Annotated in this window: 16 protein-coding genes and 1 tRNA gene; 3 read left to right on the forward strand and 14 right to left on the reverse strand. The window is 22.8% G+C overall.

Annotation, left to right across the window (positions count from 1 at the left end; translation table 4 throughout):
* The first annotated feature begins 349 nt into the window (after nt 1–349).
* The 3 genes from rpmH to yidC are packed head-to-tail and all read left to right on the forward strand — an operon-like array spanning nt 350 to nt 2,686.
* Complete coding sequence (gene rpmH, locus T403_RS0102405; RefSeq protein WP_033161232.1) at nt 350–493, forward strand: 50S ribosomal protein L34; 144 nt, start codon at nt 350–352, stop codon at nt 491–493.
* Between the two features lie 8 nt (nt 494–501).
* A complete protein-coding gene (gene rnpA, locus T403_RS0102410; protein WP_033161233.1) occupies nt 502–831 on the forward strand; it encodes a ribonuclease P protein component in 330 nt (109 codons plus the stop codon).
* The gene (yidC, locus tag T403_RS0102415) at nt 818–2,686 is read left to right on the forward strand and encodes a membrane protein insertase YidC (RefSeq protein ID WP_051619091.1); all 1,869 of its coding nucleotides are present in this window, start codon (nt 818–820) and stop codon (nt 2,684–2,686) included. Before rnpA ends, yidC begins: the two co-directional genes overlap by 14 nt.
* A gap of 31 nt (nt 2,687–2,717) precedes the next feature.
* Here the strand turns inward: yidC and T403_RS0102420 are convergent, their stop codons facing one another.
* The 14 genes from T403_RS0102420 to T403_RS0102485 all read right to left on the reverse strand — a co-directional run.
* Nucleotides 2,718–3,017, reverse strand: coding sequence for a Smr/MutS family protein (locus tag T403_RS0102420; protein WP_033161234.1), 300 nt, complete (start codon nt 3,015–3,017; stop codon nt 2,718–2,720).
* 7 nt (nt 3,018–3,024) lie between these two features.
* Nucleotides 3,025–3,852 (reverse strand): DNA-formamidopyrimidine glycosylase, encoded by an 828-nt coding sequence (gene mutM / locus T403_RS0102425; protein WP_033161235.1) that lies wholly within the window; start codon nt 3,850–3,852, stop codon nt 3,025–3,027.
* Nucleotides 3,853–4,293, reverse strand: coding sequence for a ribose 5-phosphate isomerase B (gene rpiB / locus T403_RS0102430; RefSeq protein WP_033161236.1), 441 nt, complete (start codon nt 4,291–4,293; stop codon nt 3,853–3,855).
* Nucleotides 4,283–4,762 (reverse strand): Sua5/YciO/YrdC/YwlC family protein, encoded by a 480-nt coding sequence (locus T403_RS0102435; protein WP_033161237.1) that lies wholly within the window; start codon nt 4,760–4,762, stop codon nt 4,283–4,285. Before T403_RS0102435 ends, rpiB begins: the two co-directional genes overlap by 11 nt.
* Before the next feature lie 64 nt (nt 4,763–4,826).
* Nucleotides 4,827–4,900: transfer RNA gene (locus T403_RS0102440), tRNA-Gly, on the reverse strand.
* Nucleotides 4,901–4,948: 48 nt separating this feature from the next.
* The gene (locus T403_RS0102445; protein ID WP_033161238.1) at nt 4,949–5,665 is read right to left on the reverse strand and encodes a peptide chain release factor N(5)-glutamine methyltransferase; all 717 of its coding nucleotides are present in this window, start codon (nt 5,663–5,665) and stop codon (nt 4,949–4,951) included.
* The gene (prfA, locus tag T403_RS0102450) at nt 5,652–6,728 is read right to left on the reverse strand and encodes a peptide chain release factor 1 (RefSeq protein WP_033161239.1); all 1,077 of its coding nucleotides are present in this window, start codon (nt 6,726–6,728) and stop codon (nt 5,652–5,654) included. Before prfA ends, T403_RS0102445 begins: the two co-directional genes overlap by 14 nt.
* Before the next feature lie 59 nt (nt 6,729–6,787).
* Complete coding sequence (locus T403_RS04430; protein WP_169734600.1) at nt 6,788–7,057, reverse strand: hypothetical protein; 270 nt, start codon at nt 7,055–7,057, stop codon at nt 6,788–6,790.
* Between the two features lie 683 nt (nt 7,058–7,740).
* Nucleotides 7,741–8,004, reverse strand: a complete 264-nt coding sequence (rpoE, locus tag T403_RS0102460; protein WP_033161241.1) for a DNA-directed RNA polymerase subunit delta — start codon at nt 8,002–8,004, stop codon at nt 7,741–7,743.
* A 4-nt stretch (nt 8,005–8,008) separates the two neighbouring features.
* Complete coding sequence (gene argS / locus T403_RS0102465) at nt 8,009–9,622, reverse strand: arginine--tRNA ligase (protein WP_033161242.1); 1,614 nt, start codon at nt 9,620–9,622, stop codon at nt 8,009–8,011.
* Nucleotides 9,622–10,386: a nucleotide exchange factor GrpE gene (gene grpE, locus T403_RS04240; protein ID WP_051619093.1), complete on the reverse strand. Its 765-nt coding sequence runs from the start codon at nt 10,384–10,386 to the stop codon at nt 9,622–9,624. The genes argS and grpE overlap by 1 nt, the downstream gene beginning before the upstream one ends.
* A gap of 11 nt (nt 10,387–10,397) precedes the next feature.
* Complete coding sequence (hrcA, locus tag T403_RS0102475) at nt 10,398–11,396, reverse strand: heat-inducible transcriptional repressor HrcA (protein WP_033161243.1); 999 nt, start codon at nt 11,394–11,396, stop codon at nt 10,398–10,400.
* A gap of 61 nt (nt 11,397–11,457) precedes the next feature.
* On the reverse strand, nt 11,458–12,027 hold the full coding sequence (locus tag T403_RS0102480; protein ID WP_051619095.1) for a signal peptidase II: 570 nt from the start codon (nt 12,025–12,027) through the stop codon (nt 11,458–11,460).
* A 1-nt stretch (nt 12,028) separates the two neighbouring features.
* A partial coding sequence (locus T403_RS0102485; protein WP_033161245.1) for a class I tRNA ligase family protein occupies nt 12,029–14,077 on the reverse strand: 2,049 nt, incomplete at its 5' end.

Genomic DNA, 14,077 nt, shown 5'->3' on the forward strand with positions numbered 1-14,077 from the left:
TTTTTATCATTCTCATTTACAAACATATTGTTAATATGATAATAAACTAAATGAACATAAAAAAATATTTTTTTTTAAAAAAACAATTTATTAACAATTTATCAACATAAAAAAACCCTATAAATAGGAATATTTATCAATCGATACATAATTTTAAACAAATATTAACAAATGTTGGCAAATTGTTTATAATTAACTTTTTAATATAAAAAATTCCTTTTTTTGGTATACTTTATAATATTTAATAATAATTAAATTTTTAAATCGATATTTAATTTTTATAAATAATTAATAAAATTTTTAAATTTTCTAAATTTATGTTTAAAAATTCAAAAGAAAGGAAAACAATATGAAAAGAACATACCAACCAAACAAAAGAAAACATATTAAAACTCACGGTTTTAGAGCTAGAATGAAAACTTTAAACGGCAGAAAAGTTTTATCAGCTAGAAGAGCTAAAGGAAGAAAAAGATTAACAGTTTTAAATAAATAAAATTTATTATGAAAAAAGAATATATTCTTAAAAAAAAATGAGATTTTCAAAAAATAATAAATTTAAAAAAACAAATAATTTCTAAAAAATTAATTTTATATTACAAAAAAAGCGATGAATTCAAACTAGGGATTTCTGTCCCTAAAAAATTTTCTAACGCTGTTAAAAGAAATTATTATAAAAGGCAAGTAAAATCAATAATGCAAAAAATTGATTATAAAAATTTAAACTTCCATTTTGTTTTAATTTTAAGAAAAGAATTTTTAAATCTATCTTTTATTAAAAAAACAAATGAAGTAAAAAAAATTTATGAAAGGTTAATCAATGAAAAAAACTAAACCTAAAAAAAATTCATATGGTTTTTTTCGTGGAAATTTCGAAGAAAATGATAATAAAAGTTTGCTAAAAACTATTTGAAAAGCCATAAAAATTATCATTTATACTATGATTTTCGGTATTTCTTTAACAGGATGTATTCAATCTTTTGTAATTAAATCGTCAAATCAAACTGGCTCTGGTGTAGAGTTTTATTCCTCTAAAACTTCTGTTTCTCCTAATGTTTTGGCATTTTATGAAGAAAATAATGAAATTAAAGTAAGAAAAAACAATGATAATTATCACCTTGATGATAATACAGAAGATAAAGGGCAGATTATTAAAAAATTAATTGCACAATCTGGTAAATCTTTTGAAAATAAAGAAGCTGATGCATATGGTTATTGAGGGAATAAAAACTCATTAATTATGTGATATGATTTTGCTAAGAAAGAATATAAACCAGTTTCATATGAAAATAAAAATGGTGATCTGTTATTTTTAACTTCTTATAGCACTAGTTATGAAATAAAGGAAGATTGAAAAAATAAAGAAATTAAAATTTTAAGAAATATTTTTAATATTGACGTTCCTAAAAATGAAAAAGAGTTATCAAATAATAATGAAATATTAGAAAAACCTGAAACTTTAAATTTTGATGAACTTTTTTTAACACTAAATAATCCAAGTCAAGAAAATTCTGATAGCAACAGTAAAAAAGAAGAATATTTTTCAAGAGATGTAATTCAATTTTTAAATAATAAAATATTATCTTTAGAAAAATATAATGATTCTAAATATGAAAAAGCACTTAAAAACGTTATAGAAAAAAAAGATAAATCTTCAATAGAAGATAGAACATTAGTAAATGATTATTCAAAAAATTTAACTAAAATAATCAAAACATATACACCTTATACTATTGTTAATGAAAATAAAATTCTCTATAATTATTCAAACCCTGTTTATCCTTTTGGTTCATCTGTTGAACAAAAAGCTATTATAACTTGAGGCGAATCTTGAAGATTAGGGCCATTTTATTCAATATTTGTATGACCAATGTCAAGATTAATGATTGCAATTAACAATACAGGTTCAATTGATGTTTCATACGGATGAATAAGTATAATAACAATCTTAATAGCAACACTAATTACTAAAATAATTTCATTATCATTTAGATTTAGAACTTTATTTACTCAAAACAAACAACAAGAAATTCAGCTTAAAAAAGCTAAAATTGATGCCAAATATGTTAAACATAAGGGCAACAAACAAATGGAAAATAAACAAAGACAAGAAGTTGCTGAATTATATAAGAAAAACAATGTTAGTCCTGCAGGACCTATAAAACAACTTTTGGTAACAATGCCAATATTCTTAGCGATGTGGAGAATTTTACAAGGTATTCCAAGTATAAAAGCAACAACATGATTAGGTATAAACTTAGCTTCAACTTCTTACCAAGAACTTCTTTATCAAAAAGAATGAATTTATTTACCAATTTTAATTATTGTTTTAATTGTTCAACTAGTTCAACAAATTTTACCGAAACTATTAAATCGTAAAAAAAATAAAAGAATGATGAATCAAGTTGAAAACGCAACTTACAAAAAACAACAAAAAATGACTTATATTTTAACCGTTGTATTTATCTTTTTTGGGTTGGCTTTCCAAGCGTCTGTTCAAATTTATTGAATTTTTGGTGGTATATGAGAAATAGCTCAAATTCTTTTCTTCCATTTCTTCCAAAAATCTAAAACATTTAAAAATAAATTTGAACCTTGATTAATTAGAAATCAAAAAAACAGTATGTTAGTAATATTCTATAAATTTTTAAAAAGAAAAATTTATAAACCGAAAAAAGCAAAAATATAAGACAAAAACCCGTTTACTTCAAACGGGTTTTTTAATTTTTTAATTTTTCAAAATATTCTTGAAATTCTTCATCAATATCTATATCAACATAATTGAAATTTTTATTTTTTTGAACAATAAAAGTAGCTCTATATTCGTCGTAATAATATGTAAATTCTTTTTCTTGTTCTAGATGACTAGAAACAATTTGTTTAAGTCTACCACTACCTTTTCCTACTATAATCAAAATTTCAAAAATAGACTTACTTTCTTTAAATTCTTTTAAAATGTGTAATAACTGTATACTAACAACATCGCCGTATTTACCGTGAAAATCATAAATATTTGTCATTTTGAATTTATAATACTACTTTTTGACATAAAGGACAAAAATAAGTTCCCCTTCCATTAATTTTAGTTTTTAAAATTATACTTTTACAAACTTTGCAAGGATGTCCTTTTTTAGTATGAACTTTTAAAAAATTTTGATATTGCCCTTCTTGCTTATTTAATGAAGTATATGAATCTATACTACTACCGCCTAATTCAATAGATTTTTTCAAAATAAGAGTAGAATTAGCAATAATTTCTTTAACCTTTTTTAATGATAATTCATTAGTTTTAGTTTCAGGATTTAGATTGCTTGCGAATAAAACTTCATCAACATAAATATTGCCCAAACCTAAAATAAGTGTTTGATCCAAAAGCGCTGTTTTAATCTTCTGTTTTCTTTTTTGTAATTTCATATACAAATCATTAGCATTTAATTCTCAAGGAACTTTAGATAATTTAGCTAAAGGGTTGGTTGTATTATAATTTTTATCAGTTCTAATATGGAAAGTCCCAAACATCCTAGTGTCGTTGTAGTGTAAATAACTTTTATCACTAAATTCAAAAATAACGTAATCATGTTTCTGTTTATTTAATTTATTTTTATAATAAAAATACTTACCTTCCATTCTTAGATGACTTAATAAAACTTTATTATTTGATAAATAAAAAACAATAAATTTACCATAATTAGTGACTTTTAAAATTTTTTCACCCATTAAAAAAGAAATAAATTCTTTTGAGTTAACTTCTTTAATCAAATTATTGTTGTAAATAAAAACATTATTAATAGTTTTATTCACTATGTTTTTATTAAGTTGAGAAGAAACAACAACAACTTCTGGTAATTCAGGCATTTAATTATCTAACTCCTCAATTCTTTTTTGGTGTCTCCCACCTTCATAATCAGTAGTTAAAAACGTATCTAAAATTTCCTTAGATTTTTCAAAAGAAACAAATCTTCCTGATAAAGCAATAACATTGGCGTTATTGTGTAATCTAGCTAGTTTTGCATCATTTATTTCTGTAACTCTAGCAGCTCTTATTTTTTTAAATCTATTAAGAGCATATGAGATACCTAATCCTGTACCACAAATACCAACCCCAACATAATTATCGTTTTTTAGTAACTCTTTAGCTAATTTTTTACCATAATAAGCATATGAAACAGATTCATTATTATTAAAAGGCCCCAAATCTACAACTTCTATATTTTGTTTTTTTAAATGATTTATAAGCTCTTTTTTTAAATCAAAGCCAGCATGATCACTAGCGAAAATAACTTTTTTATTTTCCATCACGTAAAACCTCCATGTTTTCAACATTTATAATTTTAGAAGCTACATTACTTCCTTTTTCGAAATTATACACTTGTTTAATCATATCAAATTTTTTAATCGCTTGTTCAAAAGTTAAGTTATCTTCTCCCGAAATATTAGCACTAGTTACATAACATGGCCCTTTTTTTTCAAGTAAATTTAGTAATTTTTTTGAATTAGGCATTCTAAAACCTTGATTCTTGCTTATTAATGTCACTGCACCTGGCCAATATTTATTTGCTAAAAGTTCAGCTTTTATTGTTCATTCTTTAAATTTTCTAGCTTGTTCAATAGATGCCACTAAAATTATAATTTTTTTATTTAAACCACGTTTTTTTATTTCATAAAGCAAATGTAATTCGTTATTTTTAATAGGTACACCAATGCCAACAACGGTATCTGTTGTTGTAATAAAAAGGTTTTTATATTTATCTTTTATTTTTCTCATAATTTTTTAAATTCTATTTTTTTATAAAAAAAACAGCGGGAAGCTGTTTTGGTCAGAAATGATATGGAGCGAGTGAAGGGAATCGAACCCTCATAATCAGCTTGGAAGGCTGAAGTTCTACCATTAAACTACACTCGCAATCTTTTTATATTATATATCATTTTTAAAAAAAGATAAATAAAAAAATTAAAATTTTATTAAAGCTATTCTTTCTTTCTTGTTTATATCTTTAAAAAAAGAAACATTTATACCCTTATAACTTTTTAAAAAACTAACATTATTAGGAGAAATTTCAAATAATAAAACTCCATTTTTTTTTAAAAAATAAGGTGCAAATTTTATTATTTTTTCATAAAATAAATTACCATCTAAATCAGCGAATAATGCATTTTTAGGTTCGTGTTTTAAAACTGAATTATCTAAAATTTCTCACTTATTTAAATAAGGCGGATTAGAAACTATAATATCAAATTTTTTAGTTCCTAAGTTATTAAAAAGATCGGATTGAATAATTTCTATATTATCAATTTTATTGTAGTTTTTATTTATAATAATTTGAGAAATAGCTTCATAGCTAATATCGGATAAAGTGACTTTGCATTTTTTATTTTTAGCTATAGCCAACCCTATAAATCCAGTTCCAGAGCATAAATCCAAAACTTCTGAATTAGAATCTATAAATTCATAAGATTTTAAAATTAACTCTTCAGTTTCGTATCTTGGGATCAGAACATATCTATCAACAAAAAGCTTAAGATTTTGCATTTCTACAAAACCTATAATTTTTTGAATTGGAATATCTGTTTTTAAAAGTTGATCTTCATAATCAGTGATTAAAAGTTCAAGATTATATCTTAATTTTTCATGCAATAATTGATCTTTTCTTTTTTTATAATCCGGCATTTTTAATTTTTTCAGCCTTTTCTTCGCTTAATAAGTTTTCAATTATGGAATTGATTTGTCCAGTCATAACTATCTTTAATGAAGTTGAATAAGAAATTCTATGATCTGTAACTCTGTCTTGCGGATAATTATAAGTTCTTATTTTTTCACTTCTAGCACCTGACCCAGCTAATTTTCTAAATTGTCCTTCTTGTTGTTGAAGTTTTTGAATCTCTAAATCATAAAGTCTTGATTTTAATATTTTAAAAGCTTGTTCTTTGTTAGCGATTTGACTTCTTCCATCTTGTGAACTAGCAACAACACCTGTTGGAATGTGTGTTATTCTAACAGCTGAATCTGTAGTGTTAACTGATTGCCCTCCAGCTCCAGAAGATCTATATGTATCGATTCTAACATCGCTAGGATTAATTTCAATTTCTACATTTTCATCAACTTCTGGCATAACAGTAACAGTAGCGGTAGAGGTATGAATCCTTCCTTGTGTTTCTGTCTCAGGAATTCTTTGCACCCTATGAACACCTGATTCAAATTTTAGTTTAGAATAAGCATTTTCGCCCTCGATTAAAAATACAATTTGAGTAAAGCCACCTGAATTAGCAAAAGAAGAATCTAAAACTTTTACTTTCATTTTATTCATATCAGCTCATTTGGAATACATTCTAAATAAATCACCAGCAAAAATATTTGCCTCATCACCACCAGCAGCACCTCTTATTTCCATTATGACATTTTTATCATCGTTTTCATCTTTCGGTAGTAATAAAACAACCAATTCTTTTTCTAATATTGGTAAATTTTCTTCAGCATTAGCAATTTCTTCTTTTGCAAAATTAATTATTTCTTGATCTTTTTCGCTTAATAATAATTTTGCTTCAGCAATAGTTTTTTCATATGCTAAATATTTGTCAAAAGTATCAACAATGTTTTTAATAGAATAAATTTCCTTATTTATTTGATTGTATTTTTTTATATCATTTAAAACTTCTTGATTAAGTAAAAGTGCATTTAACTCATTAAATTTTTCTTTTATAGCGAGTAGAGAATTATACATTGACATTTCCATAATGTTTTATTATATATTAAAAAACACTAAAAATAAACATATTTTTTATCTAAAGAATATTATTCTTTTCCTTTTTGAATACTTATTAAAAAATAATATTTTCTAAAAATTTTTATTTCATATTTTATTAAAAATAAATAAAAAATATTGCTTAAATGTTTATATTTTTTTCTAATTAATTTATATATTTTTTTATTTTTTCGTTCGTTTATAATTAATTCATTAAGATTTTCAAAATAATGAAAAAATAAAATTGGTTGAACTTCTTCATCATTTAAAACACTATTTTTAGTTTGTGCATATGTTCATTTTGTATTAATTTTTTTCAAACTCATAAAAACAAAAAATATTATTAGCGAAATTATTAAAGGAAAACCTAAAAAAATACTCAGAAAAATTATAATCATTAAAAAATTATTATAGTTTTTTCCAAAACTCTGGATTATTTTATTTAAAAGAATAATAACTATAAAAATAAAAATGCAATTTATGAAAATTTTCGACAAGTGGAGTACCTTTTTTTCAAAAAATAACAAATTATATCTATTTTTTTTAATTAAGTTTTTCTTTTTTGCAATTAAAAAGAAATAATACAATAGAAATAAACAAATATAAAAAAATTTTATAATCAATAAATAAAATAACCAATTTATGATTTGCATAACAAAATTTTCATCATTTTTAATTAATTCAAAATTATAATCTTTTGTTAATAAAATATATTTTTCTTTTGTAAAATCAATAAAAAATTCAATTAATTTAATTTTAAAAATTAATTCTAATAAAATTAAAAAAATTGAAAATAAAAAAACAATAGCTTTTAAATCGCTATTTATATTTAAAAAATAAATTTTTATTTTTTTAAATAAACTTGAATAAATAAATTTTTCGTTTTTAAAATATTTATCTTGTTTAAAAATATTTTTATTTTTAAATCTATAAAAAAATTTTATTAAAAAAATCAATAAAAAATTTAAAACACTATATCAAAAATAAAATGAAATCATAATTATTATTTTGAAGCATGTTTATTTAAACTTCAAGACTCATCGCTGTTTTTTATAAAAAATCTATCAACAGTTAAAATCTTGTATAATTCACCCATTTTTTTTTCGATTAAAATTTGTTTATCTACTGCATTTAAAGATTTATTTTTTTCTATTCATGAGGAAAATAAAGCATTTTTTACATATTCAAAAACTTCATAAAAAGTTAATGTGTCATTTTGACTTAAAACTTCAATTGCTAAATCTTTTATTTTGTGATTTTTTTTCATTATATTACATCCTTTCAGGAGAATTAACTCCAATTAAATCTAAACCAATTTTTAAAACTATTTGAGTTGCTTTAGCTAATGCTAATAAACTCATTTCATTTTTATTTCCTATAAATTTTATATTTTCGTATAATGAATTAAAATTCCTTGCTAATGTTATTAAATATTCAGGCAATAAATTAACTTTATAATTTTTTGATATTTTATCTATTAACTCCGGGAATTCTTTTAAGATATTAATTAATTTTATTTCTAATTCATGCTCATAATTTAAATTATCAAAAACATTAATATTATTCTTTTTGAAAAGTTGACAAATTCTAGCATATGAATATTGAATTAAATAAACAGGATTTTTATTGTTTTGTTCAACCGCTAAATCAATATTAAAATCTAAAGTTGAATTTTCTGAACGGTTAATCATAAAAAATCTCAACATATCTTCATTAACGATTTTTAAAATATCTTTAACAGTGAAAGAAGTTCCTTTTCTTTTTGACATTTTAAAAATTTGTCCATCTTTAAAAAATCTTACAATTTGACAAATTAAAACATTAAAATTTTTAACATCAAACCCTAAAATTTCTAAGGCGATTTCCAATCTTTTTACATAACCTATATGATCGGCGCCTCAAATATTAATGATTTTATCTACGCCATTAAAACTATTAATCTTTTTTTGATGATAAGCAATATCAGGAGTAAAGTAAGTAAATGTTTTGTCTTTTTTAATTAAAACTCTATCTTTATCATCGCCAAATTTTGTTGTTTCTAACCAAAGAGCGCCTTCTTTCTCAAATTTGTGATCAAGTTTTTCTAATGTTTGTTCAATAATTTTGTTTTTATATAATTCTCTTTCGCTATAAAAAATATCAAACTCAACATTAAATTTTTGTAAATCTTTTTTTATTTCATTTAGTAAAATTTCAACCGTTCTATCTTTTAAAATTTGTAATTTATTTTTTTCATCTTTTGTAATTTTTAAAAATAAATCTCCAAATTCATCTTTGATTTTTTGAGCGACGAAAATTATATCCTCGCCATGATAACTATCAGTTTCTAATTCAACATTCATACCAAAAAGTTGTTTATATCTTACTAAAACAGAATTAGCTAAAATATCGATTTGATTTCCAGCATCATTAACATAATATTCTTTTATAACTTTATTTCCAGTAAATAATAAAATATTTGCTAATGTTGAACCAATAACAGCGCCTCTAGCGTGCCCCACGTGTAAAAAACCAGTTGGATTAACTGAAACAAATTCAATATTAATTTTTTGATTTTGTTTTTGTGAACCATATTTTTCTTTTTCATCTAAAATTTTTTTAACAACACTTGAAAAAATTTCGTTTTCAACAAAAAAGTTTAAAAAACCAGGCTCTACAATTTCTATTTTTTTAATTAAATATTCTTTAAAATTAACAGCATTCTTTATTTCATAAGCTATATCCATAGCTTTTTTATTTAATTGTTTTTGTAAAACTAAAGCAATATTAGTGGAAAAATCACCAAAATTTTTTGCTTTTGTTAATCTTAGTTGATCATTAGGATAATCAAGCTTATTTAAAGCGCTATTTAAAAACGAAATTATTAAATTTAAATTATCGTTCATTATTCACCGATTACAACGTCGGCGGCCTTTATAACTCTATCGTGTAGTTTATATCCAAAACCTTTAACTTCAATAACCATTTCTTTAAAATTAGAGTTTTTTCTTTTTTCAATAACTTGATGCATTTCAGGATTGAATTTTTCACCAATGTAAGGTTCGATTTTGGTTAATCCATAATTAGAAAATAAGTTTTCTATTTGTTTATAAAGCATTGAAAAACCTTGAACATATTTATTTACTTCATGATTATTTTGTTTTTCACCACTTTTAATTGCCATTTCAAAATGTTTTAAAATCATTATAAAATCTTCAAAAAACTTTTGATTACCGTATTTTTTCAATTCAGTAGATTTTAATTCAAATTTAGAAAAATTTTCGTCTTTTTGTCTTTGAATTTCTTCTTTAGCTTTTTTTTCTACTTCAGAAACTTTAGTTTTAAATTGATTTATATTTCTTTCAATTTCCAATTCTAAAGTTTGGATTTTTATATTAGATAAATCTAATTCAGTTTTCAATTTTTGAATAACAGAATTTTTTTTATCAATTTTTTTATCAATTTTTTTGTCTTTTGTTTCGCTATTTGAATCTTTTTTAGAATTTTCTATGTTTTCTTTATTTTCTTTATTTTCGTAATTTTTTTTGTTGTTTAATTTTTCATCTTTATTATTATTTTTTCTCTTTTGAAAAAAAGATTTTTTATTTGTGCTTTTTTCATTTAGGTTATGTTCTTTTTTTTCTATATCATCTTTTTTAAAATTTTCCATTTTTCTCCTTGTTATTTTTTATTATTTTTTTTTAAAAAATTTTCCAAAATTTTTAATGTAGTCAAAACCATAGAATAATCTATTTTTTTAGGAGTTCCAATAAAAGTTATTTCTTTAGATGAACCATCTAAATCTTTAAGTTTTTTCGAAATAAAAGCAGTTTCTTTTGAATCTATTTTTATTTTTAAATTATCATTTTCATTATATTTTGCATTAATAGATTCTCAAATGGATTTACTTTCTACTAGTTCTAAAATTTGAGCTAATTTTTCTCTTGAAATTTCTTTTGAAAGAATTAAATCATTTTTATTAAAAACTTCCGATTTATAATGTTTTTTAAAATTAAAAATATTTTGAATAAAAGTCTGAATAATAAAATCAAAATTTTTAATTTCTTTTGCTAAAATAGGAGCTAACAAATTAGTAATTTTTTCTATTTCATTTATTAAAACGTTATAAAGTCTTTCATTAAAAATTCTAACAGCGACTTTTACATCTTTTTCTTGAACTTTATTAGTAAAATTAATTACTTTATTTTCAACTCTCCCACTGGAAGTTACCAAAATTATTACACCATTTTTTTCATCAATTGGCGTTAATGAAATTGATCTTATTCTTTCTGTGTTATTAGTAGAGCCAGTAATTATTGTTAAATTTGTAATTTGACTAATTGCATTAACCGCTTCTTCTATAGTCAAATCAATGTTTTTTCTTCTTTTGCTAAATATATCAATAATTTTAGCTTCCCATTGTTCATTATAATCATCTACTAATTCATTAGCATAAAATTCATAAGCAATAAGAGTTGGAATTCTACCACTTGAAATATGGGATTTTTCTAAAAAACCTTTTTTTTCCAAACTAAGCATTAAACTTCTAATAGTTGAAGAAGAAACATTTAAATCATAAGCTTCTTTTAAAGATTTAGAAGCTACAGCCTCTCCTGTTTTAATATAGTTTTCTACAATTTTTTTTAAATAAAATTTTTCTTTTTCACTTGCAGAATACATGCATGCATTATACCAAAAAAACAACATATTTTAAGGTTTTTTTTATAAAAAAAGAGCAAAACTACATTTGCTCTTTTTTGTTTTTTCTTTTTTTTATTCATTCATTTATTGATTCTAAAATAATCAAAATAAAAAATAAAATTATAGAAGATAAAATAAACACATCAGCAAGATTAAAAGTACCACGATCGTATCAAGGAAGAAAAATAAAATCTTTTACAGAATTATCGGCATATAAAAACCGATCAATTGTGTTACCTAAAATACCTGCCAAAGATATAGCTAAAATAACCATATAAGTAATCTTTTTAGTTCAAAATACAAAAAATAATATAACTATTGAAAAACTAAAACTTAATATATGGATTCCAAGAAATCCTATTTTTATATGCAATCCAGAAGTAACTCCCGGATGTAAAATAGGTCTAAATCCAATAATTTTATAATTATAATCTATTGGTTTGAAAAAGGCCTTTGAATACTGTTCATCATTAAAAATTTGTGTTTTAGTTAATTGATCAAACATTATAAATATAAAAAACAAGCCTAAAAATAAAAGATATCTTTTTATTCTTTTTTCTAAAGGAAAAGAAAGTCATTCATTTTTTAAATTTAAAAATTTATTTTTCAATTTAATTTAATTCCTTTAAGACTTTTTGACATTTTTGGCAAAGATCTTCATTCATCAAATTAAGTTCTTCATGATTTCAACATCTTTGACACTTTCCTGAATTTTCAAAAACATCTACCTTAAATTCTTTGCCAAATGTCACTTTCCCTACTATTAATAATGCTTTTAAATCTAAAGATCTTAAAAATTCACTTTCTGTATTTAAAATAACATGCACTTCATTAGATCTCTTTACTTCTCCATTTTTAATTTTTTCTTCAATTTGTTTATAAACTTTATTTTTTAAATTAAAAAACTCTTTTCAAATATTTTCATAGTCAGTGTTAATTTCGCAATAGTCGAAAAACGACTCAAGATGAACACTAAGTTTTTTATCTTCTTTATTTATAAATTCATAAACTTCTTCTGAAGTTGTTGGTAATATAGGAGCTAAAGCAATGTTTAACACTTCTAAAATATGGTAAAAATTTTGTTGAAACATTTTTCTTTCAAGTGAATTTAACGAATCTGTATATAAACAATCTTTCGCTATTGATAAGTAAAAATTAGATAAATCAATAATAAAATTATTTATTTCTTTTATAACAATAATAAATCTATAAGTGTCATAACTTTTAATAATTGTATTTTTTAATTTTTTAATTTTTTCATCAATTAATAAATGAACACCTTCAAGTTCTATTTTGTGTTTATGGTCATAATCATTTAAATTACCTAATAAAAATCTAAATGTATTTCTTATTTTTCTATAAACTTCAATGTTTTGTTCAAAAATTTTATTTGAGAAAGAAACGTCATTTGTATATTCACTGTTAGCTACTCAAATTCTTAAGATATCAGCCCCATATTTTTCCACAATATCTAATGGACTAACAACATTACCAATAGATTTAGACATTTTTCTATTTTTTTCATCAACAATAAACCCATGACTTAATAATTCTTTATAAGGACTTTTCCCTCTATAAACAACACTGTTGATAAGCGATGAATTAAATCACCCTCTATATTGATCACTTCCTTCTAAATATAGTTCAAAAGGTTTTGTTATATTCTCGATATCGACAGCTATAGAACTAGAACCCGAATCAAATCAAACATCCATAATATCTTTTTCTCTGGTTCACCCTAAATTGCGATATTTTTCTGGTAATAATTGTTCAGTATCTCAACTGAATCAAATATCAGTTCCATGTTTTCTTACTAAATTTATAACATAGTCAAAAATATCTTCTTTTATAACAATATTTTTATCTTTATCATAAAAAATAGTTATTGGAACTCCTCAAACTCTTTGTCTTGAAATAGTTCAAGAATCTCTATTTTCAATCATATTTATTAATCAAGTTTTAGCTCATTCATAAGGGAATTTAACGTTTTCAATCTCATTTAAAATTTGTTCTTTAAATTTATTTATAGATACAAATCATTGTGGAGTTCCTCTATAAATTATAGGTTTTTTAGTTCTTCAATCGTGAGGATATGAATGTTTTATAAAAGCAAGTTTCAATAATGTTTTTTCTTTTTCTAAAAACAATGTTATTTGTTTGTTGGCATCTTCATAAAATAAACCTTCAAACTCTTTTGCATGTTCATTTAAAGTTCCATCATCATTAACATGCATAATAAAATCTAAATTATTCTTTTTCCCAATAACAAAGTCATCTTCACCAAAAAGCGGCGCCATATGAACAAGACCTGTTCCAACATTTACATCAATATGGTGGCCTAAAACAACTTTACCAAATTTTTCTTTTTTAATTGGTCTTCTATATTCGACTTTATCTAAGTTTATTCCTTTGATTTGTTCAATAACTTTAAATTCATTTCAGCCAATGTCTTTTGCAACAGATTCTACTAACTCATCAGCAACAATGTAAACTTTATTTTCAACCTTAATTTTAGAATAAATTAATTTTTCATCAATAGCAACCCCTGAGTTTGCTATTAATGTTCAAGGAGTAGTTGTTCAAATAATTAAATTTTCGCCAGGAAAAACAAAATCATTTCCTTTTGTTATTTCGAAACTAACTAAAATTGATGGTGATCT

Origin of the sequence: Mycoplasma collis ATCC 35278 (assembly GCF_000701825.1) — a bacterium.
Classification (GTDB): Bacteria; Bacillota_I; Bacilli_A; order Mycoplasmatales; family Metamycoplasmataceae; genus Mesomycoplasma_A; species Mesomycoplasma_A collis.